Here is a 19,705-nt window from a genome sequence, read left to right as displayed (position 1 = left end):
AAGCGGGTTGCGACGGTCCGATCGTCTTCGTCGATGAGGCACGTACTGCACGTCGAGAAGGACCATCGCGACATCGCGTTTGGGCGGTACTGCGTGGCGACTCGGGGCTTGCGGATCAGGGGGCGGAGAGGAATTGCGTGATGCACTCGGCGGCTCTCGCCCAGGCCGGCTCCGTTTCCAGAAGGATGTGATTGCGGCTTTCAAGCTGGACGAATTCGGCACCGGGAATGGCGGCGGCCAGCCCGCGACCGGCGGCGAACGGAACCACCGAATCGTCGCGGGCGTGGAGCACCAGGGTCGGCACCCGTACCTGCGGCAGCAGCGTCTCGACGTCGATATCGCCGAACGCCCGCTGCAGGCGGACGGCATTGTCGGGCGAGGTCGAGACACGCTGCAGTTCGTTGAACCAATCCGCCTCGGCCGGCGACGCGTCGGGCAGGAACAGGGTGGTGAACATCTGGCGGTAGGCGGGATTGTTCTGACCCCAGCCCTGGCGGGTGAGGGTCAGCATCGCTTCGCGCCGATCGATCTCCTCGCGCGACCCGCGACGCTTCCACCCGATCGCATAGCCGCCGTAAAGAACGAGGCGTCGCACCCGTTGCGGATGGCGCACCGTATAGGCAATCGACACGCTGCAGCCCTGCGATACCGCAAACAGATCGAAGCGCTTGAGCCCCGCGGCGTCGACGACGCTGGCGAGATCGTCAACGAAGGCATCGAAGGAGATGTCGGCGGCGTTCCAATCGGACAAGCCGTTGCCGCGCTCGTCATAACGGACGATGCGGCGATCCCTGCCGAGTTCGCGAATCCAGTGGCGCCAGAGCGGGCTTTCCCAATCATGTTCGAGATGGTTGAGCCAGTTGGCCGTCTTGACCAGAGGCGGCCCGTCGCCCGCAATCGAGTAAGCGAGGCCGGTGCCGTCGGATGCCGTGCAGAATTTGACGTGCTGAACCGGTGTCGGCGGCTCCGGTTCGACGGCCGTCGGAGCGCTGCGCAGGGCCGGCGGCACCGGCATCTCGGCCTCACCCAGCTTCTTGCTGCCGAGCGCACGCTGCTGATCGGCCTCCGTGCGGCGGCCGAGCCGATCGAGCAGATCGATCAGCGCGACCCGGGCGAGCGCGTCATAGGGATCGAGGCTGGTCCACAGCCGGGCGAGGACAAGCGCGCGGTCGGGGTCGATCGGGCGCTGGACGAGCTCGCGCAGCAAGGCGACGAAGCGCGTCCGCGCATCTTCCCGCATCGCCACCAGCCAGGACTGGTAGTCGTCACAGCGGGGCAGCTCGAGCCCCTCGAGGAAATCGCCCCAGGCGACCGTCGCCGCTTCCAACACCGGCGTGTCGATCTTCCGCAGATCCGCGGCGGCGAGGTCGCGCAAAGTGCGCCAGTCGACCGACAAGGCGCTGCAATCGATGCCGACTTCCTCGCGATCGGCGATCAGACGGCAGCCATGCTCGTCGTCGATCAGCCCGCGCAGCTTGGACAGGCTCCAGCGCAACGCGCCGCGGGGATCGTCCGGCACCTCCCAGAACATCTCGCACAGGCGCTCGCGGCGGACGCTGCGGTCGGACGCGGCAAGATAGCCGAGCAGGGCGCGAGTCTTCTTGGAGGCCGGGAGGGCTACCGGCTCTCCCGCCCGCTCGAGGGCCATCGTCCCTAGCAGATGCAGGGAGAGCGTCGCCTGCGACCCGGTCGCCATCGTGGAAATTTACCAGACACGGCCGTCCACGACAATTCACACGCGCATTCCAACGCCCCCTTCCACGCCGGGGGTGCAGATGCGGGGCAAGAGGGAAAGGCGGTGAGCAAGACGATGAGTATCAGAGTGAGCAGCATGACGGCGAGCATCGTGGCCGGGATCCTGGCGGTGATGTTCAGCACGATCGCAATGACCGGCGCGGCAGGGCCGTTCGCCTGACGGCGATTTCCACCCACCAAGGTTCAGCAGGAGCGTTCCATGTACCGGAGCTTCACCTACGACGCCATTCTCGCCTCCTCGCAGCGCGCCGCGTGGCGCATCGAGGATGTCATTCCCGAGGGCGCGGCGCTCGATTTCGGGCGGCCCTTCCTGCCCGAAGCGCTCGCCCGCACTGCGGCCGCGCCGGGCCTCTCGGCAGATGCACGGCAGGTGCTCAACCACATCCGCGCGCACGAATATCTCGGCATGTTCGAATTAGTCGAGGAATTCATCCTTCCGTTCATCCTCGACCATGTTCGCGCCGATCTGAGCCTCGACGACAACCGCACCCGCGCCTTGCTTCAGTTCGCCGGCGAGGAGGCCAAGCACATTCAGCTGTTCAAGCGCTTCCATCACGCCTTCGTCCGCGATTTCGGCAGCAACTGCGCGATGATCGGGCCGAGCGAGGCGATTTCCGCCGAGGTGCTCCGCCATCATCCGCTCGGCATCGCGCTGTTCATCCTTCAGCTCGAATGGATGACCCAGGCCCATTATCTCGACAGCATCCGCGACGATACGGATCTCGATCCGCTGATGAAGAGCCTGCTCCGCCACCACTGGATGGAGGAGGCGCAGCATGCCCGGCTCGACACCTTGATGGTCGAAGCCATGGCCGAGGCGCTGCCGCCCGAGGAGATTGCGCGCGCGTTCGACGAATATCTGGAGATCGTCGCCTTCGTCGATGCCGGCCTCGGCACCCAGGCGAAACTCAACCTCGAAGCGCTGGCAAGGGCCACCGGACGCAGCGTCTCCGAGTTCGACCGGAACGATCTGCGAGCGCAGCAACATCAATCGTCGCGCTGGACCTTCCTCGGCTCAGGAATGGCGCATGCGAACTTCCAGGCCACCCTCGCGCGCATCTCACCGAGCGCCCGCGCGAAGCTCGACCGGATCGCACCACTCTACCGATGACCCCCAGCCCAGGAGACGTGACATGACCGACACGATGTTCAAGAGCCGCGTCAACGGCCTCGATCTTTCCGCTTTGGAAGAGATGGTCGACGACGTTCGCGCGGATCCCGCCAGGGGCATCGTTCGCTTCAAGGTGAAGACCCGCTGGACCGGCCAGACCCGGAGCGAGACGATCGTCGAGGGCTATGAGCTTGGCGGCGCGCAGATCGGTCGCCGCTTCAAGGTCGTGGCCGACGAGCCTTCCGAACTGATGGGCCAGAACAGCGCGCCCAATCCGCAGGAATTGCTGATGACCGCGCTCAACGCCTGCATGATGGTCGGCTACGTCGCCAATGCGGCGCTGCGCGGCATCGAGCTCGACATGCTGGAGATCGACACCGAGGGCCAGCTCGATCTGCGCGGCTTTCTCGGGCTCGATGAAAGCGTTGCGCCCGGTTACCGCCAGCTCGATTATACGGTCCGGATCGGTGGCCCCGCAACGGCGGAACAGTTCGAGGACATCCACCAGGCGGTGATGAAGACGTCGCCCAACTTCTTCAACCTGAACCAGCCGATCTGCATGAAGGGCAGGCTCGAGATCGTCTGACTTCGGGGGCGTCCGAAACCGGGTCGGCCTGGGAGAGCCGGCCCGCGGCATGATCCGGCCGGTGACGCACCATCAAGCGTCCGGTTTGCGATCGCGGCGTTTGTGCCTACATGAAGAACAGGCATGGAGTTGGAGAAGGCGTGAATTTGGCCGCGACACGGCGCAGATGGATGATGGCGTTCTGGCTGCTGCTGGCGTCGATCCTTGCGCATGCCTTGCTGCCGGTCGGCTCGCCGCTCGCGCGGACCAGTGGATCCGCGTTCAGCGCCTCCACCGCCGATGTGTCGCTCGGCGCCTCGCGCGACGAAGCTCTGGCCGAGGCGATCGTGGTCAGCCGATCGCCGGACGGCGATGGCTTCGGCCCCGCCGCCCTGCTCCTGCTGGCGGCGGGGCTGGTCCTCGGAAGCAGGTTCGGACGCCGCGCGGCGCCGTATTCCGCTTGCCGCGCTACCGCCCCGCTGGCCGCGTCTCCCAGGCAATCGTTCGACGCGCGCGCGCCGCCGCGAGTCTGATCCGATCGGGCCGACGGCCCGCATCCTCCACAACATTCGCACGCGCTGCCTGAAGGCTTCCGTTCCGGTCGCCTGCTTGCGGGCGCCGCGCGTGCGACATTCGGATCAGACACATGGAACAGACAATGCGTAAACACGGCCTCGCCGCCGATCCCGAGCGGCTGCACCACGTTCAGGACCTCCTGGCCAATTACCCGCAGATCAGCGCGGAGGAGCGCGGCGAAGTGCTGCACTATCTGCGCAAGGCACCAGCGCTCGATGCCGGGCTGCTCACCGGCATCGACGCGATCCGGCCGCAGCTCGATCAGTTCCGCGCCGATCATCGGCAGCAACTCGGCCTGCAGCGGCGGGACTATATCGTCATCGCCGTCGTTCTGCTGGGGGTCGCGATGATCTGCGCACTGCTTTGGGATGCCGGGATCGGCTGAGGCTGGGCGCGGCGGCGCGCATTCGGACGATGCGTGCCGCCGTGCTCGTCAGGGAGGATTTTCATGCCCCATCATACGCCGCTCATCGGCACCATCGTCGCCGGCCTGGTGGTCGCGTTTTTCCTGGGCGCGCTGGCGCATCGCCTCAAAGTCTCGCCGATCGCCGGTTACCTGCTCGCCGGGGTCGTCGTCGGTCCGTTCACCCCCGGCTTCGTCGCCGATGCGGGCCTTGCTGCCGAGCTTGCCGAAATCGGAGTCATCCTGCTGATGTTCGGCGTCGGCCTCCATTTCTCGCTTCGCGATCTGCTCGCGGTGAAGAACATCGCCCTGCCCGGTGCGATCGTTCAGATCGCTGCGGCGACTCTGATGGGCATGGCTCTCGCCTGGTCTCTGGGCTGGTCGCCATTTGCCGGCTTCGTCTTCGGCCTCGCTTTGTCGGTGGCGAGCACCGTGGTCCTGCTCCGGGCCTTGCAGGGGCGCAACCTGATCGACACCGAGCGCGGCCGGATCGCGGTCGGCTGGCTGATCGTCGAAGACCTGGCCATGGTCCTCGCCCTCGTCCTGCTGCCGGCGATCGCCGGCGCGGCGGCGGGCACCCAAAGTTCCGGTGCGGTCGTGCTGTCGATGCTGGAGACCTTGCTCAAGGTCACCGGCTTCGTCGCCCTGATGCTGATCGTCGGGCGGCGGGTCATCCCCTGGGCGCTGCATTGGGTTGTGCACACCGGATCGCGTGAGCTGTTCCGGCTGGCCGTGCTCGCGATCGCGCTCGGCGTCGCGTTCGGCGCGGCTTTGGTGTTCGGCGTGTCGTTCGCGCTCGGCGCGTTCTTCGCCGGCATGATCCTGGGTGAGACCGAACTCAGCCGCCGCGCCACCGAAGAGACGCTGCCGCTGCGCGACGCCTTCGCGGTTCTGTTCTTCGTTTCGGTGGGAATGCTGTTCGATCCTTCGGTGCTGATCGAGCAGCCCGGACCCTTGATGGCAACGGTCGCCATCATCGTGCTCGGCAAGTCGCTCGCCGCCTTCCTGATCGTCCGCGCGTTCGGCCATGGCCGCGAAACGGCAATCGCAGTCTCCGCCAGCCTCGCCCAAATCGGCGAATTCTCGTTCATCCTCGCCGGGCTCGGAAGCGAGCTCGGAATCCTTCCGCAGGAAGGGCGGGATCTGATCCTTGCCGGCGCGATCCTGTCGATCCTGCTGAACCCGTTCCTGTTCGCGCTGGTCGGCGCGCGCGGCAAGAGCCGGCAGGGGGCGTCGCAGGCGGTCCGGCTGGAGGCGGAGCGTGGCCGCCAGGCGCGCCGCGAGGAGCATGTCCTGCTGGTCGGCTACGGCCGCGTCGGCAAGCTCATCGCCGCGATCCTGCAGGAGGAGCAGCGGGCATTCATCCTGATCGAGGACCAGCCCGACGTCGCCCGCGCCGCCCGTGCGGCGGGAATCGAAACGATCGTCGGCAATGCGACGGATCGCGACGTGTTGCGGGGCGCCGGCGTCGAGGACGCATCGAAGCTGCTGATCGCGATTCCCGAAGGCTTCGAAGGCGGCGTCGTTGCGGAGACGGCCCGCCGGCTCAGCCCCGATCTCCCGATCATCGCCCGTGCCCATTCCGACGAAGAAGTGGCGCTGCTCGCGCGGGTCGGCGCCCGGCACGTCGTCATGGGCGAGCGCGAGATCGCGACGCGGATGGTCGCGCTCGCGCGCGAGTTGCGGGGCGAGGCGGGCGCGGAGGCCGCCGCCTGAATGTGGCGGCGCGGCGGAACGTCCGCCGCGCTGCCGGCCCTTAATGGCTGTTCGCGGCCTTGTCGTCGTGATCGCCGACTTTCACGTCCACATCGACCCCGTCGGCGAGATCGTCAGCCTTGTCGCCGATCTTGTCGCCGGCCTTTTCGAGCTCGCCGCCCGCCTTGTCGAGCGCGTTGCCGGCGGCGTCTGCACCGGCTTCAAGCGTGTTGCCCGCGTCGTCTGCAATTGTTTCGACCGTGTTGCCGAGCGAATCCGCCGAGCTCTCGACGGCGGCTTCCGTCTTGTTGTCGACGTTGACGTTGCACGCGCCGAGGAAGCCGAAGCTCAGGATTGTTGCCGAGGTGAGAATGCGCCGCATCGCTGTGCTCCACTATGAACGAGGGTGCACTTGGTAGAGGGCGACTTGGGAGCGGGCAAGCGGTCGGGCAGGCGCGTGCACGTCGCGCAACCGCGATGAACATAGTTGCATTTGCGAACTCACCGAGCCGCACCATCTTTGGGAGGCTTCGTTCGAAGCTGTGACAATTCGAAGGTTTACGCCATGAAGAAGATGATTCCGCTCGCGCTCGCCGCTGCCACCCTGGTCGCCGTTCCGGCGCAAGCCCAGACCTCGGCCGCGAACTTTGCGGGCCCCCGAGTCGGCGCGGTGATCGGCGTTGCCGATGACGATCTGCTCGGCACCGACACGTTCACCTACGGCGCCAATGTCGGCTATGATTACGATCTCGGCAATGCGATCGTCGGGATCACAGGCGAGTATCAGAATAGCGACGACACCGGTCGCGACCTCGCGATTGTCGCGCGCGCCGGTGCGCCGGTCGGCAGCAAGGCCTTGCTCTACGGCCTCGCCGGCTATTCGAACCTCGGTACCGGAACCGGCACTCATCTCGACGGCGTGCGCGTCGGCGCCGGCGTCGAGGTTGCGGTGAGCCCCAACGTGTTCGTCAACCTCGAGCAGCGTTATTCGAATTACGAGGCCGGCGTCGACGGTTTCCAGACGGTCGCCGGGCTCGGCTTCCGCTTCTAACCTTCATACCCTCGAACCGGAGGCGCGGGAGCTCGGCTTCCGCGCCTTCGGCTTTCAGACCGGTGCGCGCAGCAGCGCGCGCACGCCGGAATGGGCCGGGTCGAAGGCGAGTTCGGCGTCAAGGCTCTTCACCATCGCCTTGATCAGCTTGGTGCCGAGGCCGGTGCCCTTGATCGATCCGTCCGTCGGCAGCCCCGCGCCGTCATCCTCGACGCTGAGCAGGAATTCATGCTCGCTCTCGCGGGAAAGCCGAATGCGCACCTCGCCCTCGGCAAGCGGCGCATAGGCATATTTGCAGGCGTTGCTGACCAGCTCGTTGACGATGACGCCGAGCGACACCGCACGGTCTGCGGTAAGGCGCACCGGATCGGCGCCCAGCGTCAGCCGCCGCGGCGCGTGCGGCGTCGACCAGGTCTGCTCGAGCTCGGCGACCAAGGCATGCAGATATTCGTCCATCGAGACGAACTCGACATCGCCCGACGAGTAGAGCCGGCGATGGACGTGGGCGATCGCCTGGACCCGCTGCTGGGTCTCCTGCAGTGCCTGCTGGGCTGCCCCGTCCTTCAGCAGGGAGGCTTGCATGTGGACGAAGGCCGAGACGAGCTGAAGGCTGTTCGCGACGCGGTGGTTGACCTCGCGCAGCAGGGTTTCGAGCCGCGCATTGCTCGCACGCAGCTCTTCCTCCACTTTTTCCTTGGCGCTGCGCAGGTGGACGCGCTCGATCGCCTGGGTGAAGGTACTTGCGAGCAGGTCGAAGAAATCGTCGCCGATCGATTTGACGACGTAATCCGCCGCTCCCGCCTTCAGCGCGGCGACGGCGACCCGGGTCTCGTCGGTTCCGGTGACGTAGACCACCGGCGGGCAATCGGGGACCGCCTTGAGCGCGGCGAGGGTGGCAAGGCCGTCCTGGCCCGGCATGTAGTGGTCGATGGCGATCAGATCGTAATCGCCCTCGCGGACCATCGCGACCCCGTCGAAGCCGTTGGCGGCGAGGCCGACCTCGAAGCCGCGCCGGCGCAGCGCGCGCTGGACCAGTCGCCGAAGACCTTCGTCGTCGTCGATGTAGAGGATCTTGGGTGGCGCCGTGTCGCTCAAGCGTGTTCGTCCACGTCGGGCACCTGGATCACGGACAGGAACAGCCCCAGCTGACGGATCGCATCGGCGAAATTCTCGTAATTCACCGGCTTGGTGATGTAGACGTTGCAGCCCAGATCGTAGCAACGCTGGATCTCGACCTTGTCGTCGGTGGTGGTGAGCACGACCACCGGTGTGCGCCGCAGCGGCCCTTCGCTCTTGATCCGGGCGAGGATGTCGGTGCCGCTCATGTCGGGCAGGTTGAGATCGAGCAGGACCAGGGCCGGCCCGTTCTTCGCCGGGCCCTCGGGCGCCTCGAACAGGTAGTGAAGGGCGGAGGTGCCGTCGGTGAAGTGGCGGATCGAATTGGAGATTCCGGCACGCCGGATGTTCTTCTCGATCAGGCGGGCATGGCCCTCGTCGTCCTCAATCATGACGATGTTTACCGGATGATGTTCGGTCATGCTGCGATGGTCCCCGCCTCGAGTTTGATCGGCACTGAAAGCCGGAAGGTGGCGCCATGGTCAAGCTGCGATCGCACGTCGATCACGCCGCCGAGGCGATAGGCGAGGGCGCGGACATGGGCGAGGCCGATGCCCTCGCCGGGCTGGTCCTGGGCGCCCGACCGACGGAACAGGTCGAAGATACGCTCGTGATCCCTCGGATCGATGCCGCGGCCATTGTCGGACACTTCGAACACGACCCGTGCGCCTTCGCGATGACCGCCGATCCGCACGATGCCGGGGCGGCCGGGCTTCAGATATTTCACCGCATTTTCAACCAGGTTGGAGAGGATCTGATCGATCGCGACGCGATCGCTGACAACGTCCGGGAGCGGGCCCGCGCTGATCTCGGCACCGGCGTCGGCGGCGCGCTGGTGGAGGTTGTCGATGATCCCTTGAACGAGCGCGTTCATGTCGAGCGGCTCGGGGGTCAGCGCCCGGCGTCCTTCCCGCGAGAGGCGAAGAATGGCATTGATCAGCCGGTCCATCTTCTGGGTCGAGGTGCGGATGAAGCCGATCGCCTCGGGAAGATCCTCGCGCACCGCCAGCCTTGTGTCTTGCGGTACCAGATCGGGTTGTTCTTCTTCCACCTTCTCGATCCAGCCGCCGATCGTCTGGCGGGCAGCGTCGAGCTCGGCCGTGAACCCCATCACGTTGACCAGGGGCGAGCGCAGATCGTGCGAGACGATGTAGGCGAAACGCTGGATCTCCTGGTTCGCGCGCTGCAATTCGCTGGTTCGCTCCTGGACGAGGACTTCCAGATCGCCGTTCAGACGGCGCAATTCGTTCCGCGAGGCGGTAAGCTGGCCGGTATAGCGGCGCATGGTGGCGAGGGTGACCGCGGCGACGAGGATCAGCAGCAATCCGGCGACCGTCAGTACGGTGTAGAAAGTCGCGAGGGTGGCGCGCTGACGCTCGTTGCGCAGCCGCAGCAACGCGCGCTCGTCCCCGCGCATGGTCTGGGCGATCGCCCGTATCTGACGGGTGAGGGCAACCCCTGGATCTTTGTTGAAGTTCGCGAAATCGGCCGTGCGACCGGCGCTCACTTGCTGGATGGTCTGCGTCTGGAGAAGTTGCTGACGGCGCAGCAGCGCGCGAAGACGTTCGGCTCGCGCCTGCTGGCGCGGGTTGTCGGCGGTCACCTTGGCAATGTCCTCCGCCAAAGCAGGCAGGCCTGCCGAGGCGCGCACGAAGATGGTCCGGAACGCCTGGTCCCCCGACAGCAGATAACCGCGCCGGCCGGTTTCGGCGCGCTCGACCAGCGTGGCGAAGTCGCTGATCTTCGCGTCGACGAGCAGGGTATGCTCGACCGCGGCCGCATTGTCCTGGTTGCGGCCCTGAAGCCATGCCGCGGCCGCAGCGGCGAGCAGCAGGGCCGCGAAGCCGAGCGCGAGCATCGGGGCAAGCACGCGGGCGACGCCGCGCTCCGCATTTTCGGGGACGAGTGGCATGCGCCGTTCCTAGAGCCTGATCGTGCGCCAACGCAAATCCCCTGGAGACGGAGCGGCTTAGCCGGCACCGCTTGACGGTGCTTGTCGCCGCCCCCGCGCCCGCTAAGGGAAGGCGCGCGACGTCCGTCCCGGCCGCTGCCGTCACCGTCTGCGAGGAGCCGAGGGCTGAGCTTCGATCTGCACTTCTTCCTGTTCGCCGTTCCGGCGGTGATCCTGATCGGATTGGCCAAGGGCGGTTTCTCCGGCCTGGGCGCCCTCGGAACGCCGTTGATGGCGCTCGGCACCGACGATCCGGTCAAAGCGGCGGCGATCCTGCTGCCGATCCTGATCGCGCAGGACGTCGTCGGCGTTGCCGCCTTCCGCAAGAGCTGGGATGGCTGGATCCTGCTGGTCATGCTGCCGGGCGCGATCGTCGGGATCGTGCTCGGCTACGTTCTTGCCGCGGCGGTGTCGTCTTCCGCGGTGATGGCATGCCTTGGCGCCGTGTCGATCCTGTTCGGCGCCTACCGTTTGTGGGCCGAACGCGGTGGGCGGATCGCCGCGTCGTCCACCTCTCCGGCCTGGGTGGGGGCGCTGTTCGGAGTCGCCACCGGCTTCACCAGCCAGATTGCCCATGCCGGCGGGCCGCCGTTCCAGATGTGGGTGATGCCGCGCAAATTGCCGCGCGACGTGTTCGTCGGCACCTCGGCCATCTTCTTTGCAGTGGTCAACTGGATCAAGGTGCCAGCCTATCTCGCGCTCGGCCAGTTCACCACGGCCAATGCGATTACCGCGGGGATCCTGCTGCCGCTGGCGATCCTGTCCAGCCTCGCCGGCGTCAAGCTGGTGCGCCGGGTCTCGCCGGAGCGCTTCTACACCATCGTCTATTGGCTGCTGATCGCCGCCGGCACCAAGCTGCTGCTCGACGGGTTCGGCATTGTCTGACCAGCCATCGCCCTCTTCTTGTGCTTAGCTGCTTACTGCGCCGAAACGACCGGCCGGCAAGGCGGCCTGATGCGCGAAACCGAGGCTCCGGGGGAACATGTCGGCCGCCTTCGCCGTATTAGTCGGGACATGAACAGTCGGCAGGCCGCGCCTTTGTCTCTGCGTCTCATTGAAGACTCTCACCTTGTCTTCGCTCAGGCACGGCTCACCCCGCAGACATGTTTCCCCGGTGGGTTCTAACCCCACCTATCCTTCGAAAAGAGGAGAATAAGATGAACATCAAGACGATTATGCTCACCGCCTCCTTGCTCGCGACCAGCGGAATGGCGGCTGCGCAAGGCAATGCTCCGGCCGCGGGGCAGCAGGGCGCCCCGCAGACGACTCCCGCCCAGCCGACCGCCGAACCGGGCACGGCCCAGGCGACTCCGGATGCCTCGAAGTCGACCACCACGTCGACCACGACCACGACGACCAGCCAGGACAGCGTCACCACCGGCGCCAGCGCGGCCGCCGATCAGGTGACGCTCGCCACCGCCGCCGACGTCACCGCCGGCGCCAAGGTCTTCGACCAGTCGGGTGGCGCGGTCGGAACGATCGAATCGGCCAACGCGCAGGGCGCGGTGGTCTCGACCGGATCGGCGCGGGTCCAGATCCCGCTCGGCAGCTTCGGCAAGAACAGCAGCGGTCTGGTGATTTCCACCAGCAAGGCCGATCTCGAAGCCGCCGCCGCCAAGGCGACGCCGAAGAAGTAAAGCTCCCAGCAGGGACGTGGACGCGGTGCCGGGCACCGCGTCCACTTTGCCATCGAGACGGGGGCGCGGTGCCAGGCACCGCGCCCCCTTTGCCATTCGGGAGGCGCGGTGCCCGGAACCGCGCCTCCATTGCCGTTCAGGGGATCAGCGCGCGCCGCCCCAGCTGTAGGTGAGGGCCAAGCCGCCCGAGAGCTGATCTCTCTTGCCATAGGCCCGGACCACCGGCGAGCGGCCGGCGTCGTCGATCAGCCGATCATATTTGGCATAGCTGTAGATGCCCCAATTCCGGCTTACCTGGAACAGCAGCCCGGCGGTGCCGCCGACGGCCTGCACACCGCCGTCGGGATCGTAGAGCGGCAGCCCGGTGGCGACGCTCTCGCGTGGGTTCACGCCGAAATAGGCCTGGTTGTAGGTCTTGTCGGAGAAGGTGACCCGCGGCCCGATCGAGAACAAATAACGATCACCATCGCGCAGGACGAAATCGGCGCCCGCGGTTCCTACCCAGCCGTCATGCCCGCCGATGCCGCGGCGGCCATCGATGCGGAGGCGGAAATTGGGCGCGACGTAAAACTGGGCGAAGGCACCGGCCTCGAAGGTGGTGTTGACCTTGTCGACCGGGGCACCGACCTTGCTCGGCTTGCGCTTGCCTTCGATGTTGACCGACGGGCCGATCTCGAAGGTGCCGCTCTTGATCAGCCCCATTCCGATCGCCTCGTCCGGCGCCTCGAACTCGAACTGATCGTCGCGGGTGTAGGAGAAATCGATCAGCGGCCGCACGCTGTGATCGTCCGAGCCCGGAAAGCTCGGCACCAGTTGCGCGCCGAGGCCGACGCGATAGCGCCGGGGCGGCTTGCTGTCCTGCGTGCTGGCACCGTCCTGGGCGGCGGCCGGTGCGGAGGTTAGCAGGAGCGGAAGGAGGAGTGCGGCGGCGGCTGCCGTCGTTCGGCGTATCGTCATTGCGTCGGAACCCCTGAAGCGTGTTCATGCCGTCTAGCCGGAAGCGGCCTTGAAGGCGATGGGACATTATGCCGTTCCGGTTCGATCCGGATCGGCGTCAGCCGCTGGAACACGCGACGGCGCATTCGGTTCATCTCCGTAATTATTTCTCCTCGGGGTGAGGCTTCAGGGCATCATGGCCGCGGGGCGGGCGCAGAGCCCATCGGATGTTGGGCCAAGGCCATACGCCGACCTCCATTCACCTCGGGCCAATCGAGCCGCCGTGCAGCCGACCGCTTGCACGCGTGGGGCGCGGCGAAATGGGCGTCCTCGCTGCCGGGTGCGTACCGTAGCGGCGAGCCGGGCATTGCCCGGGTTCGCATGTGTCCCGGTGGCTGGAAGCCTGATCGAGGTTAGTGCAGGATTGCCGCATTCGCCGGAGACTGCCGCCATGCCGAGGGACGACCGCCCTTATTATCTGGCGCGCGCGGAGTGGGAGCTCACCCGCGCGCGGGCCTCAGAGCATCCCGATGCGGCGCGTGCCCACGCTCTCCTGGCAGGCTATTATTTCGACCGCGTCTTCGGCGATCCGCCGGCAGACGGGGACGCCGGGCAACCGGGCGCGGCCGAATAGGTCAGCCGCGCTCCACGCGGCAGGCGAAGCAGCCGCGGCGCGCATGGTGCAGGTGGAGAAAGGCGACCTCGTCGCGCCCAAGATAGCGCGCGATGGTTCGGGTGAGCGCCTCTCCTTCGGCGACTTCGGCGTCGATCATCATCTCGGCATGATCGTAGGCGCGGACCGAATAGAGCCGTGAGACCATGTCCGGCGGCAGGTCGGTGCCCGCATAAGCGCCGCCGTCACCCTCGCGAACGAAGATCGGCCCCGACGAACGATAGGGTGTCTCGCCGGCAAGATGCTGGTGGGTGAGCAGCAGCACCGTGTCGCCGGGCTCGGCATCGCGCAGCGTGATCCTGCAGGGAAAGCCGGGCTTCGAATCGGCGACGATCCGAATCGCGCCATGCCGCGCCAGCACCTCGTCCGGGAGACCGAACAATTTCCGAAACGGGGCGGGTTCGAGGCCGAGATAGCGTGCTTGCATGATGTGCTCCTGTTGCGATCCAACCGCGCTTAGACGCGCCAAGCCAATCATCCGTCCCGTCGCTTGCGGCCGAACTCGACACCGCGGGGCGGCACGATAAAGGCGGCATTCGGTACAGCCGGAGGGCGGATGATGGACTCGAATCGTTACGTGTTGTTCGGGGTCAAAGGGTGGGGGTCGGCGATCACCGAAGCCCAGCTCGAGCTGTGTCAGGCGCCCTACGAACTGGTCGAGGTCGACGGCTTCGACACGCCGAGCGCCGCGCGGGACCGGCTGCTGGCCTATAATCCGCTCGCCCAGGTTCCCACCTTGGTGCTGCCGGACGGAGTGGTGATGCGGGAAAGCGCGGCGATTGCCCTGCTGCTGTCGGAGCGGCATCCGCAGGCGGGTCTCGCACCCCCGACAGGGAGCGCCGAACGGCCGTTCTTCCTGCGCTGGCTGGTCTGGCTCGTGGCCAACGTCTACCCGACCTTCACCTTCGCCGATTATCCCGAGCGCTGGGTCCGCTCCGAGCGCGAGGACTTCGCGCAGGCCGTCGGTGCCTACCGCCGCAGATTGTGGCAGCAGCTCGAGGCCGAGCTTGGGGAGGGACCCTGGACACTCGGTGAACGCTTCTCGGTTCTCGACGTCTATCTGGGGGTGATGACGCATTGGCGGCCGCGTCGCGCCTGGTTCGCCCAGAACTGCCGGCGCATTCACGCCATCGCGCTTGGCACCGATGCCCATCCCGTGCTCGGCCCGGTGCTGCAGCGGAACTTCGGAGACGCCTGAGCTCAGCCGGGCCCGGCGGCCGCTGCCTTCTCGATCAGCGGCCGCCAGTCCTCGGCGACCGGCAGTCCGAAGGTGGAGCCCAGCGCGCGCTCGATCCCGTCGGTGTCGAGCTGGATCTGCTCGGCCGCGTCTCCGGGGCGTCGGATCGTCAGCCGGCCGTCCAGGAGCGTGAAGCGTGCCTCCGGAGTCGTCTTCGCGGCGATCAGCCGATGGCGGAAGTGCGAGCTCGGGTGGGCCGACGTGAACCAGTTTCCGACTTCATAATCCGCAGATGCCGCCGGTATCGGCTGGAGCTCGTAGAGCGACTCCCAACGCGTACCCAGATGGGCCTGAAGCAGCAGTGCCGGTCCGAACGCGAACAGGCGAAACGGACCGTGCGCGGTCTCCTGCGGACCCATCACGTCCATGCGGAGCGGTGCCGGAGGGACGTTGCCGCCGAAGCCGACGTCGACGAGCCAGGGTATTCCTTCGATCGTCACCCGAAGCGCCATGTGGGTGAGCGGGCGCGGCGGATCGCCGGGCGGCAATTGCCATCGGACGCGCGCGATTAGCCCTTCGACTTCGAAGCCGAACGCCTGGAGGACGCGACGGAAAAGGTCGTTCTGCTCGAAACAATAGCCGCCGCGCCGCCCACCGATCAGCTTGGCATCGACGGCGGCAGGCGCGATGTCGATGCCGCGATCGAGCAGGACATCGATCGCTTCGAACGGTATCGACGCGATGTGATGCGCCTGCAGCGCGCGAAGCGTCTCAAGTGTCGGCACAATTGGTGCGGAATAGCCGATCCGCGCGCAATAAGCGGCAAGGTCGACCGGCACGGGATCAGGGTGCCTGATCGCGGTCAAGATCCGATGGCTGGCATCGGACGCCGAAATTTCGAGCAGTGGCAGATCCGGCCTGGCGTTGCGGAGCGCCGCCCGCAGCGGGTCACCGGCGGCCCCCGCCAGACCTCCGCCAAGAGCAACGAGATCGAAGGCCTGCACATCGAATTGCCGTATCTGACCCTCCAGGGTGCCGACCGCGTCGACCTCCGCATCGCGAAGCTCCTGCAAAACCACATCGAGTACCGCCTGGCTGCGTCCGACGAGCAGAATTCGAGCTCCGCCGGTATGCCTCTTCATCATGCGGCCTCCGAATATGGCGTTGTAAGGCGGGCGGCGCGGAGCGCCTCGGCCCACCAGAGGAGCCGTTCGAGCAGGATCGTCATGGTCCGCTCGGCGCGTGCGGGCTCACGCAGGCGACCGACGGCATCGAACTGCTCCCAAGCGAAGGGAAAGCTCAGGCTGTCGCGCAGCCCGACCGCGTGAAGCTCCGCGAAGACGGCGCGGAGATGCTCGATCGCTCGGAGCCCGCCCGAGCCCCCGCCGTAGGAAACGAATGCCACCGGCTTGGCATGCCATTCTGCGGAGACGCTGTCGATGAGCGCCTTGAGCGGGGCTGGGTAGGAATGATTGTATTCGGGGGTGACGATGATGAAGCAATCGGCCTCGGCGATCCGGGCGCGCAGCGCATCAAGATCCGCGAGGGTCGTGTCGAGAGGATCGATCGCGAGAACTTCGAAATCTCCGGCGGCTTCGACCCGCTCGCCCACCCATCGGGCGACTCGGTCGCAAAAGCGGCCGGGCCGCGTGCTGCCGTAGATCACGCCGACCTTGATCAGTGTCTGCATCGTCTCGCTCCTTGCGAATCATCGGGAAGCCTGTTCATAGAACCTCAAGATAAGTTGAGGTCAAGCGATGGCGCGCATCCGCCCCGAAGATCATGGCAGGAGCTTGACGGTCGGCGCAGTCGCCGCGCGCAGCGGCGTTGCGGTGTCCACCCTCCATTTCTACGAAAGCCGCAAGCTGATCCATGGCTGGCGCAGCAGCGGCAACCAGCGCCGCTACGGCCGCGACGTGCTCCGGCGGATCGCCATCATCAAGATTGCCCAGCGCGTCGGCATCCCGCTCGCCGAAATCAAGGATGCGCTCGCTGGGCTTCCCGACGGCCGCACGCCGACAGCCGCGGATTGGCGCGCGCTGTCCGAGCGCTGGCGCGCCGATCTCGACCGGCGCATCGCGCAGCTCACGGATCTGCGCGACAAGATCGACGGCTGCATCGGCTGCGGATGCTTGTCGATCTCGGCCTGCCCGCTGCGCAATCCGGGTGATGTCCTCTCCGAAACCGGCACCGGCGCGGTGTTGCTGGACCGGGATGAGCCTGGATCGGCCATGCCGGCGGGGTGAGGGGCGCGGCGTCCGTGCGACCGACAGGTATGCTGGTGCGACATGGCGCGTGGTGCCGAGTCGTCCGCTCGTCTAAGCGATGCGTTCAGTATCCAATCAAGGCCTCGAAGTGAGTAGTTTTCTGTTTAGTCGCCAGCCGCCCAAAGATCAGCCCGCAACCCAGAAGCGCCACAACGGCGTGCCGCCGCAACAGGATGTCGCCGCAGCGCTGCGCGGGATGATCGAAGTCCAGTCGATCACCACCTCCGCAATCTTCGCCATGCTGGTCAGCAAGGGCGTGCTCACGTCGGAGGAAGCGGCCGGCTACATGGCGCAGATCGCAGGCGTGCTCGAGCGGGACGTGGCCGCCCCGGCCGGCCCGCAGGCCGGCGCCATGCTCGATCGCTACGGCCAGGCGCTGGTCGCGGCCGGCGACTGACCGGACGGGCCCGCGCCCGTGCGGGTCCTCAGTCCGGCATCACCTCGGTAAGCGTGCACTCGACCTTGTAGTCGCTGCCGAAGCGGGCTTCGACGCGCTGGCCGGGCCGCGCGTCGTGAACGCCGCTGACCGCACCCGACGAGATCCATTGGCCCGGCTGCAGCGCGATGCCGCGCTTCGCCATCAGCTCGAACAGGAAGCGGGCCGCGCCGACCGCGCCGCTGGGGAAGTTGACCGCCTTGCCGGTGCCGACCGAGATGCCGTCGATGAAGGTTTCGACTTCCCAGCTCTCGAAGCCGCTGCTCCGCCAGTTCGGGATCTCGGCACCGATGACCAGGCCGTTATTGTTGCCGAAATCGGAAATGACGGCGGGCGGTCCGATGCGGTTGATCGGCTCCAGCGGCGAGCTGGCGACTTCGATGCCGACATGGACGGCATCGATCAGATCGGCCGTCTCCTGAAGGGTGAAGCGGCTCTGACCTTGTGGCGGCGTACGGCCGATGCGGAGCAGGAACTCGGCCTCTCCCGCGGCGAAGCCTTCGGCAAAGACCGGCATCGACGGCGCGGCACCGTCGGTGCCGCCGAGCTCGCTTGCAAAGATCGGGCCCGCGAGACGGTCGGCTCCGTAGACGTCGTCGAGCGGTGCGTTGATCCGTCCGACCTTCCAGCCGATGATCGGCTTGTTCCAGGCGGCGATCGCCTCGTCCTGAACCCGGTAAGCCGCGTCCAGCGTGTCGGGAAGGATCCCGGGATAATCGGTCAGACCGGAAGCGGCGCGACGCGCCGCAAGGAACCGGCCGGCAATGTCCGCCGGGGCATCGGAAATAAGGGTCACAGGCTCACTCTCGCTTCTATTTTGCGCAAGCGTATTGGAAACCGGTGTCATACGCAACCGTCAGCGATTGTGAAGCCTGTTCCGGCACAGCGAAGGTCAGACCGGAACGGGCTGCGAGTGTTCGGCATGCCTCTCAACCATAAGCGACGACTTCATATTCGATGCCGTCATAATCGAGAAAGTAGAAGCGTCGGCCCGGCGCGTAATCGGCATGGGCGAAGGGCTGAAGGCCGGCGGCGCTGACTCGCCCCTCAACCGCATCAAGATCGTCGACGACGATCCCGATATGGTTGAGCGGCCGGCCCTTGGCGAAGTCCTCCGGGCCGTATTGTTCGCGATCGCCGGTGTAGAGAGCGACATAATGATCCTCCGAGCCGACATGGATGCTGCGGCCGCCGTCGCGCGCGGGCCCCGACCAGCGGATCCGCCAGCCGAACAGATCGCTCATCAGCGCGGCGACTCGTTCGGGATCGGTGACGGTCACGTTGACGTGCTCGATGCGTGGCGAGGTCATCTTATCCTCCTTTGTGATCAAGCCTGAGTGTTCGGGGCGGCGCGCCAGGGGAACAGCGCCCGCAAGGCGGGATCGCGCAGCCACAGGCCACCCCACATGATCAGACCGAGATAGGTGCCGAACAATGTGTGGCTGATCATCGGGCTGCCGACCCGCAGATGCGATGCAATGGCACCGCCGAGCAGGCCCATCATGAGCACGGCGCCAAGGATCGCGGTACGTGGGATCAGGTAGAGGATGAGGCAAGCGAGTTCGATCGCGCCGATCAGCAGCAGATGACGATCATTCCAGCCGGCGACGGCCAGCGCCTCCCGGGCGACGTCGAGCTGGAGCAGCTTCGGAGTCACTGACGCGAGCAGCATGAACGTAGCGAACAACCCGGTAAGCGCCCACCCGATCCGGACCTTTGTCTTCTCCGCCATCGCCCCAATCCTTTTGCCAGCTCCACTCCCGGGTTGAGAATGGTGGTACATCGCTTATCTTGATGTCGAGATATCGGAGAATTATCTTGACGTCAAGACAAGTGCCTGTCGCTGAAGAGGACCATGTCGGCTTGCGCAGGCGGCAATGGGCTCGTGAGCTTCTGGACGCCGACACCAGGGGCATGGCGGTGCTCGGCCGGGCACGCTGGATCACGTTGGCGGCGCGGCCCGCCATCGAAAGCGTGTTCGCGCGCCACCAACTCGACACCGGCGAGTTCGACGTGCTGTCGACCCTGCTTCGTGCGGGCGCGCCCTACCGGCTGCGGCCGACCGACTTGTACCGATCGCTGATGATCTCGTCGGGCGGGCTGACCGACCGTCTAGCGCGGCTGGAGAAAGCGGGGCTGATCGAGAGGGTGACCGCGGAGAAGGACGGGCGCAGCCTGCCCGTTCAACTGACGGACGAGGGCAAACGGCGCGCCGAAGCGGCGTTCCGGGACGACATGCGCGTCGAGGCAGAGCTTCTTGGAGCGCTCAGCGAGGACGAGCAGCTGATGCTGGCGAGCCTGCTGGCCAAGCTCGCCGCATCCCTTATGAAATCTGTCGGGTGAAGGTCTTTTCCGT

General features: G+C 66.5%; 25 protein-coding genes. 13 read left to right on the top strand and 12 right to left on the bottom strand.

Annotated elements, in window-relative coordinates; all coding sequences use genetic code 11:
• Positions 1-115: 115 nt before the first annotated feature.
• Positions 116-1,696 carry an alpha/beta fold hydrolase gene (locus ETR14_RS05495; protein WP_206185977.1) on the bottom strand — a complete coding sequence of 527 codons (1,581 nt, stop codon included), beginning with the start codon at positions 1,694-1,696 and terminating at the stop codon, positions 116-118.
• Between the two features lie 258 nt (positions 1,697-1,954).
• On the opposite strand from ETR14_RS05495, the gene ETR14_RS05490 reads away from it, so the two are divergent.
• From ETR14_RS05490 to ybaL, 5 genes are all read left to right on the top strand, one after another.
• Positions 1,955-2,866 (top strand): diiron oxygenase, encoded by a 912-nt coding sequence (locus ETR14_RS05490; RefSeq protein ID WP_129383727.1) that lies wholly within the window; start codon positions 1,955-1,957, stop codon positions 2,864-2,866.
• Positions 2,867-2,888: 22 nt separating this feature from the next.
• Entirely contained in the window at positions 2,889-3,452 is a 564-nt protein-coding gene (locus ETR14_RS05485; RefSeq protein ID WP_129383726.1) for an OsmC family protein, read from the top strand.
• 170 nt (positions 3,453-3,622) lie between these two features.
• Complete coding sequence (locus ETR14_RS05480; protein ID WP_129383725.1) at positions 3,623-3,964, top strand: hypothetical protein; 342 nt, start codon at positions 3,623-3,625, stop codon at positions 3,962-3,964.
• Positions 3,965-4,089: 125 nt separating this feature from the next.
• Positions 4,090-4,392, top strand: coding sequence for a hypothetical protein (locus tag ETR14_RS05475; protein WP_129383724.1), 303 nt, complete (start codon positions 4,090-4,092; stop codon positions 4,390-4,392).
• 63 nt (positions 4,393-4,455) lie between these two features.
• On the top strand, positions 4,456-6,126 hold the full coding sequence (gene ybaL, locus ETR14_RS05470) for a YbaL family putative K(+) efflux transporter (protein ID WP_129383723.1): 1,671 nt from the start codon (positions 4,456-4,458) through the stop codon (positions 6,124-6,126).
• 40 nt (positions 6,127-6,166) lie between these two features.
• On the opposite strand, the gene ETR14_RS05465 is transcribed toward ybaL, so the two are convergent.
• Complete coding sequence (locus ETR14_RS05465) at positions 6,167-6,487, bottom strand: hypothetical protein (RefSeq protein WP_129383722.1); 321 nt, start codon at positions 6,485-6,487, stop codon at positions 6,167-6,169.
• A 183-nt stretch (positions 6,488-6,670) separates the two neighbouring features.
• Here ETR14_RS05465 and ETR14_RS05460 point away from each other — a divergent pair, with 183 nt between their 5' ends.
• On the top strand, positions 6,671-7,156 hold the full coding sequence (locus tag ETR14_RS05460) for an outer membrane protein (protein WP_129383721.1): 486 nt from the start codon (positions 6,671-6,673) through the stop codon (positions 7,154-7,156).
• Between the two features lie 54 nt (positions 7,157-7,210).
• Here the strand turns inward: ETR14_RS05460 and ETR14_RS05455 are convergent, their stop codons facing one another.
• The 3 genes from ETR14_RS05455 to ETR14_RS05445 are packed head-to-tail and all read right to left on the bottom strand — an operon-like array spanning position 7,211 to position 10,184.
• Positions 7,211-8,251: a sensor histidine kinase gene (locus ETR14_RS05455; protein ID WP_129383720.1), complete on the bottom strand. Its 1,041-nt coding sequence runs from the start codon at positions 8,249-8,251 to the stop codon at positions 7,211-7,213.
• Positions 8,248-8,694: a response regulator gene (locus ETR14_RS05450; RefSeq protein ID WP_129383719.1), complete on the bottom strand. Its 447-nt coding sequence runs from the start codon at positions 8,692-8,694 to the stop codon at positions 8,248-8,250. Before ETR14_RS05450 ends, ETR14_RS05455 begins: the two co-directional genes overlap by 4 nt.
• Entirely contained in the window at positions 8,691-10,184 is a 1,494-nt protein-coding gene (locus ETR14_RS05445; protein ID WP_129383718.1) for an ATP-binding protein, read from the bottom strand. The genes ETR14_RS05450 and ETR14_RS05445 overlap by 4 nt, the downstream gene beginning before the upstream one ends.
• 165 nt (positions 10,185-10,349) lie before the next feature.
• Between ETR14_RS05445 and ETR14_RS05440 the strand changes: the two genes are divergently transcribed.
• Together ETR14_RS05440 and ETR14_RS05435 are read left to right on the top strand one after the other, a co-directional pair.
• Entirely contained in the window at positions 10,350-11,108 is a 759-nt protein-coding gene (locus ETR14_RS05440) for a sulfite exporter TauE/SafE family protein (protein ID WP_129391387.1), read from the top strand.
• A 272-nt stretch (positions 11,109-11,380) separates the two neighbouring features.
• Positions 11,381-11,860 carry a hypothetical protein gene (locus ETR14_RS05435; RefSeq protein WP_129383717.1) on the top strand — a complete coding sequence of 160 codons (480 nt, stop codon included), beginning with the start codon at positions 11,381-11,383 and terminating at the stop codon, positions 11,858-11,860.
• Positions 11,861-12,004: 144 nt separating this feature from the next.
• On the opposite strand, the gene ETR14_RS05430 is transcribed toward ETR14_RS05435, so the two are convergent.
• Entirely contained in the window at positions 12,005-12,817 is an 813-nt protein-coding gene (locus ETR14_RS05430) for a MipA/OmpV family protein (protein ID WP_129383716.1), read from the bottom strand.
• A 430-nt stretch (positions 12,818-13,247) separates the two neighbouring features.
• Between ETR14_RS05430 and ETR14_RS05425 the strand changes: the two genes are divergently transcribed.
• Complete coding sequence (locus ETR14_RS05425; protein ID WP_129383715.1) at positions 13,248-13,430, top strand: hypothetical protein; 183 nt, start codon at positions 13,248-13,250, stop codon at positions 13,428-13,430.
• A 1-nt stretch (position 13,431) separates the two neighbouring features.
• Here ETR14_RS05425 and ETR14_RS05420 read toward each other — a convergent pair whose 3' ends face one another.
• Positions 13,432-13,896: a DUF1203 domain-containing protein gene (locus ETR14_RS05420; RefSeq protein ID WP_129383714.1), complete on the bottom strand. Its 465-nt coding sequence runs from the start codon at positions 13,894-13,896 to the stop codon at positions 13,432-13,434.
• Positions 13,897-14,025: 129 nt separating this feature from the next.
• Between ETR14_RS05420 and ETR14_RS05415 the strand changes: the two genes are divergently transcribed.
• Positions 14,026-14,667 carry a glutathione S-transferase family protein gene (locus ETR14_RS05415; RefSeq protein ID WP_129383713.1) on the top strand — a complete coding sequence of 214 codons (642 nt, stop codon included), beginning with the start codon at positions 14,026-14,028 and terminating at the stop codon, positions 14,665-14,667.
• A 2-nt stretch (positions 14,668-14,669) separates the two neighbouring features.
• On the opposite strand, the gene ETR14_RS05410 is transcribed toward ETR14_RS05415, so the two are convergent.
• Together ETR14_RS05410 and ETR14_RS05405 are read right to left on the bottom strand one after the other, a co-directional pair.
• A complete protein-coding gene (locus ETR14_RS05410; protein ID WP_206185976.1) occupies positions 14,670-15,791 on the bottom strand; it encodes an arylamine N-acetyltransferase in 1,122 nt (373 codons plus the stop codon).
• A complete protein-coding gene (locus tag ETR14_RS05405) occupies positions 15,788-16,336 on the bottom strand; it encodes an NADPH-dependent FMN reductase (protein WP_129383712.1) in 549 nt (182 codons plus the stop codon). The genes ETR14_RS05410 and ETR14_RS05405 overlap by 4 nt, the downstream gene beginning before the upstream one ends.
• A 67-nt stretch (positions 16,337-16,403) precedes the next feature.
• Here ETR14_RS05405 and soxR point away from each other — a divergent pair, with 67 nt between their 5' ends.
• Positions 16,404-16,892, top strand: a complete 489-nt coding sequence (soxR, locus tag ETR14_RS05400) for a redox-sensitive transcriptional activator SoxR (RefSeq protein ID WP_129383711.1) — start codon at positions 16,404-16,406, stop codon at positions 16,890-16,892.
• A gap of 109 nt (positions 16,893-17,001) precedes the next feature.
• Entirely contained in the window at positions 17,002-17,310 is a 309-nt protein-coding gene (locus ETR14_RS05395; RefSeq protein ID WP_129383710.1) for a hypothetical protein, read from the top strand.
• A 28-nt stretch (positions 17,311-17,338) separates the two neighbouring features.
• On the opposite strand, the gene ETR14_RS05390 is transcribed toward ETR14_RS05395, so the two are convergent.
• The 3 genes from ETR14_RS05390 to ETR14_RS05380 form a co-directional block, all read right to left on the bottom strand.
• Positions 17,339-18,145, bottom strand: coding sequence for a 2-keto-4-pentenoate hydratase (locus tag ETR14_RS05390; RefSeq protein ID WP_243455775.1), 807 nt, complete (start codon positions 18,143-18,145; stop codon positions 17,339-17,341).
• 133 nt (positions 18,146-18,278) lie between these two features.
• Positions 18,279-18,659: a VOC family protein gene (locus tag ETR14_RS05385; RefSeq protein ID WP_129383708.1), complete on the bottom strand. Its 381-nt coding sequence runs from the start codon at positions 18,657-18,659 to the stop codon at positions 18,279-18,281.
• A 17-nt stretch (positions 18,660-18,676) separates the two neighbouring features.
• The gene (locus ETR14_RS05380; protein WP_129383707.1) at positions 18,677-19,081 is read right to left on the bottom strand and encodes a DoxX family protein; all 405 of its coding nucleotides are present in this window, start codon (positions 19,079-19,081) and stop codon (positions 18,677-18,679) included.
• Positions 19,082-19,182: 101 nt separating this feature from the next.
• On the opposite strand from ETR14_RS05380, the gene ETR14_RS05375 reads away from it, so the two are divergent.
• Entirely contained in the window at positions 19,183-19,692 is a 510-nt protein-coding gene (locus ETR14_RS05375) for a MarR family winged helix-turn-helix transcriptional regulator (protein ID WP_243455774.1), read from the top strand.
• The last annotated feature ends 13 nt before the right edge of the window (positions 19,693-19,705 follow it).

This window comes from Sphingosinicella sp. BN140058, from assembly GCF_004135585.1.
Classification (GTDB): domain Bacteria; phylum Pseudomonadota; class Alphaproteobacteria; order Sphingomonadales; family Sphingomonadaceae; genus Allosphingosinicella.
Note: the sequence above shows the minus strand (reverse complement) of the source record. Positions and strands in the feature narration are given on the sequence as shown.

Coding starts and splice junctions, on each gene's coding strand:
- ETR14_RS05465 (WP_129383722.1), bottom strand. CDS start 6,487: ATGCGGCGCATTCTCACCTCGGCAACAATCCTGAGCTTCGGCTTCCTC.
- ETR14_RS05460 (WP_129383721.1), top strand. CDS start 6,671: ATGAAGAAGATGATTCCGCTCGCGCTCGCCGCTGCCACCCTGGTCGCC.
- ETR14_RS05450 (WP_129383719.1), bottom strand. CDS start 8,694: ATGACCGAACATCATCCGGTAAACATCGTCATGATTGAGGACGACGAG.
- ETR14_RS05420 (WP_129383714.1), bottom strand. CDS start 13,896: ATGCAAGCACGCTATCTCGGCCTCGAACCCGCCCCGTTTCGGAAATTG.
- ETR14_RS05405 (WP_129383712.1), bottom strand. CDS start 16,336: ATGCAGACACTGATCAAGGTCGGCGTGATCTACGGCAGCACGCGGCCC.
- ETR14_RS05425 (WP_129383715.1), top strand. CDS start 13,248: ATGCCGAGGGACGACCGCCCTTATTATCTGGCGCGCGCGGAGTGGGAG.
- ETR14_RS05415 (WP_129383713.1), top strand. CDS start 14,026: ATGATGGACTCGAATCGTTACGTGTTGTTCGGGGTCAAAGGGTGGGGG.
- ETR14_RS05490 (WP_129383727.1), top strand. CDS start 1,955: ATGTACCGGAGCTTCACCTACGACGCCATTCTCGCCTCCTCGCAGCGC.
- ETR14_RS05480 (WP_129383725.1), top strand. CDS start 3,623: ATGATGGCGTTCTGGCTGCTGCTGGCGTCGATCCTTGCGCATGCCTTG.
- ETR14_RS05485 (WP_129383726.1), top strand. CDS start 2,889: ATGACCGACACGATGTTCAAGAGCCGCGTCAACGGCCTCGATCTTTCC.
- ETR14_RS05385 (WP_129383708.1), bottom strand. CDS start 18,659: ATGACCTCGCCACGCATCGAGCACGTCAACGTGACCGTCACCGATCCC.
- ETR14_RS05475 (WP_129383724.1), top strand. CDS start 4,090: ATGCGTAAACACGGCCTCGCCGCCGATCCCGAGCGGCTGCACCACGTT.
- ETR14_RS05410 (WP_206185976.1), bottom strand. CDS start 15,791: ATGATGAAGAGGCATACCGGCGGAGCTCGAATTCTGCTCGTCGGACGC.
- ETR14_RS05445 (WP_129383718.1), bottom strand. CDS start 10,184: ATGCCACTCGTCCCCGAAAATGCGGAGCGCGGCGTCGCCCGCGTGCTT.
- ETR14_RS05495 (WP_206185977.1), bottom strand. CDS start 1,696: ATGGCGACCGGGTCGCAGGCGACGCTCTCCCTGCATCTGCTAGGGACG.
- soxR (WP_129383711.1), top strand. CDS start 16,404: ATGGCGCGCATCCGCCCCGAAGATCATGGCAGGAGCTTGACGGTCGGC.
- ybaL (WP_129383723.1), top strand. CDS start 4,456: ATGCCCCATCATACGCCGCTCATCGGCACCATCGTCGCCGGCCTGGTG.
- ETR14_RS05435 (WP_129383717.1), top strand. CDS start 11,381: ATGAACATCAAGACGATTATGCTCACCGCCTCCTTGCTCGCGACCAGC.
- ETR14_RS05380 (WP_129383707.1), bottom strand. CDS start 19,081: ATGGCGGAGAAGACAAAGGTCCGGATCGGGTGGGCGCTTACCGGGTTG.
- ETR14_RS05430 (WP_129383716.1), bottom strand. CDS start 12,817: ATGACGATACGCCGAACGACGGCAGCCGCCGCCGCACTCCTCCTTCCG.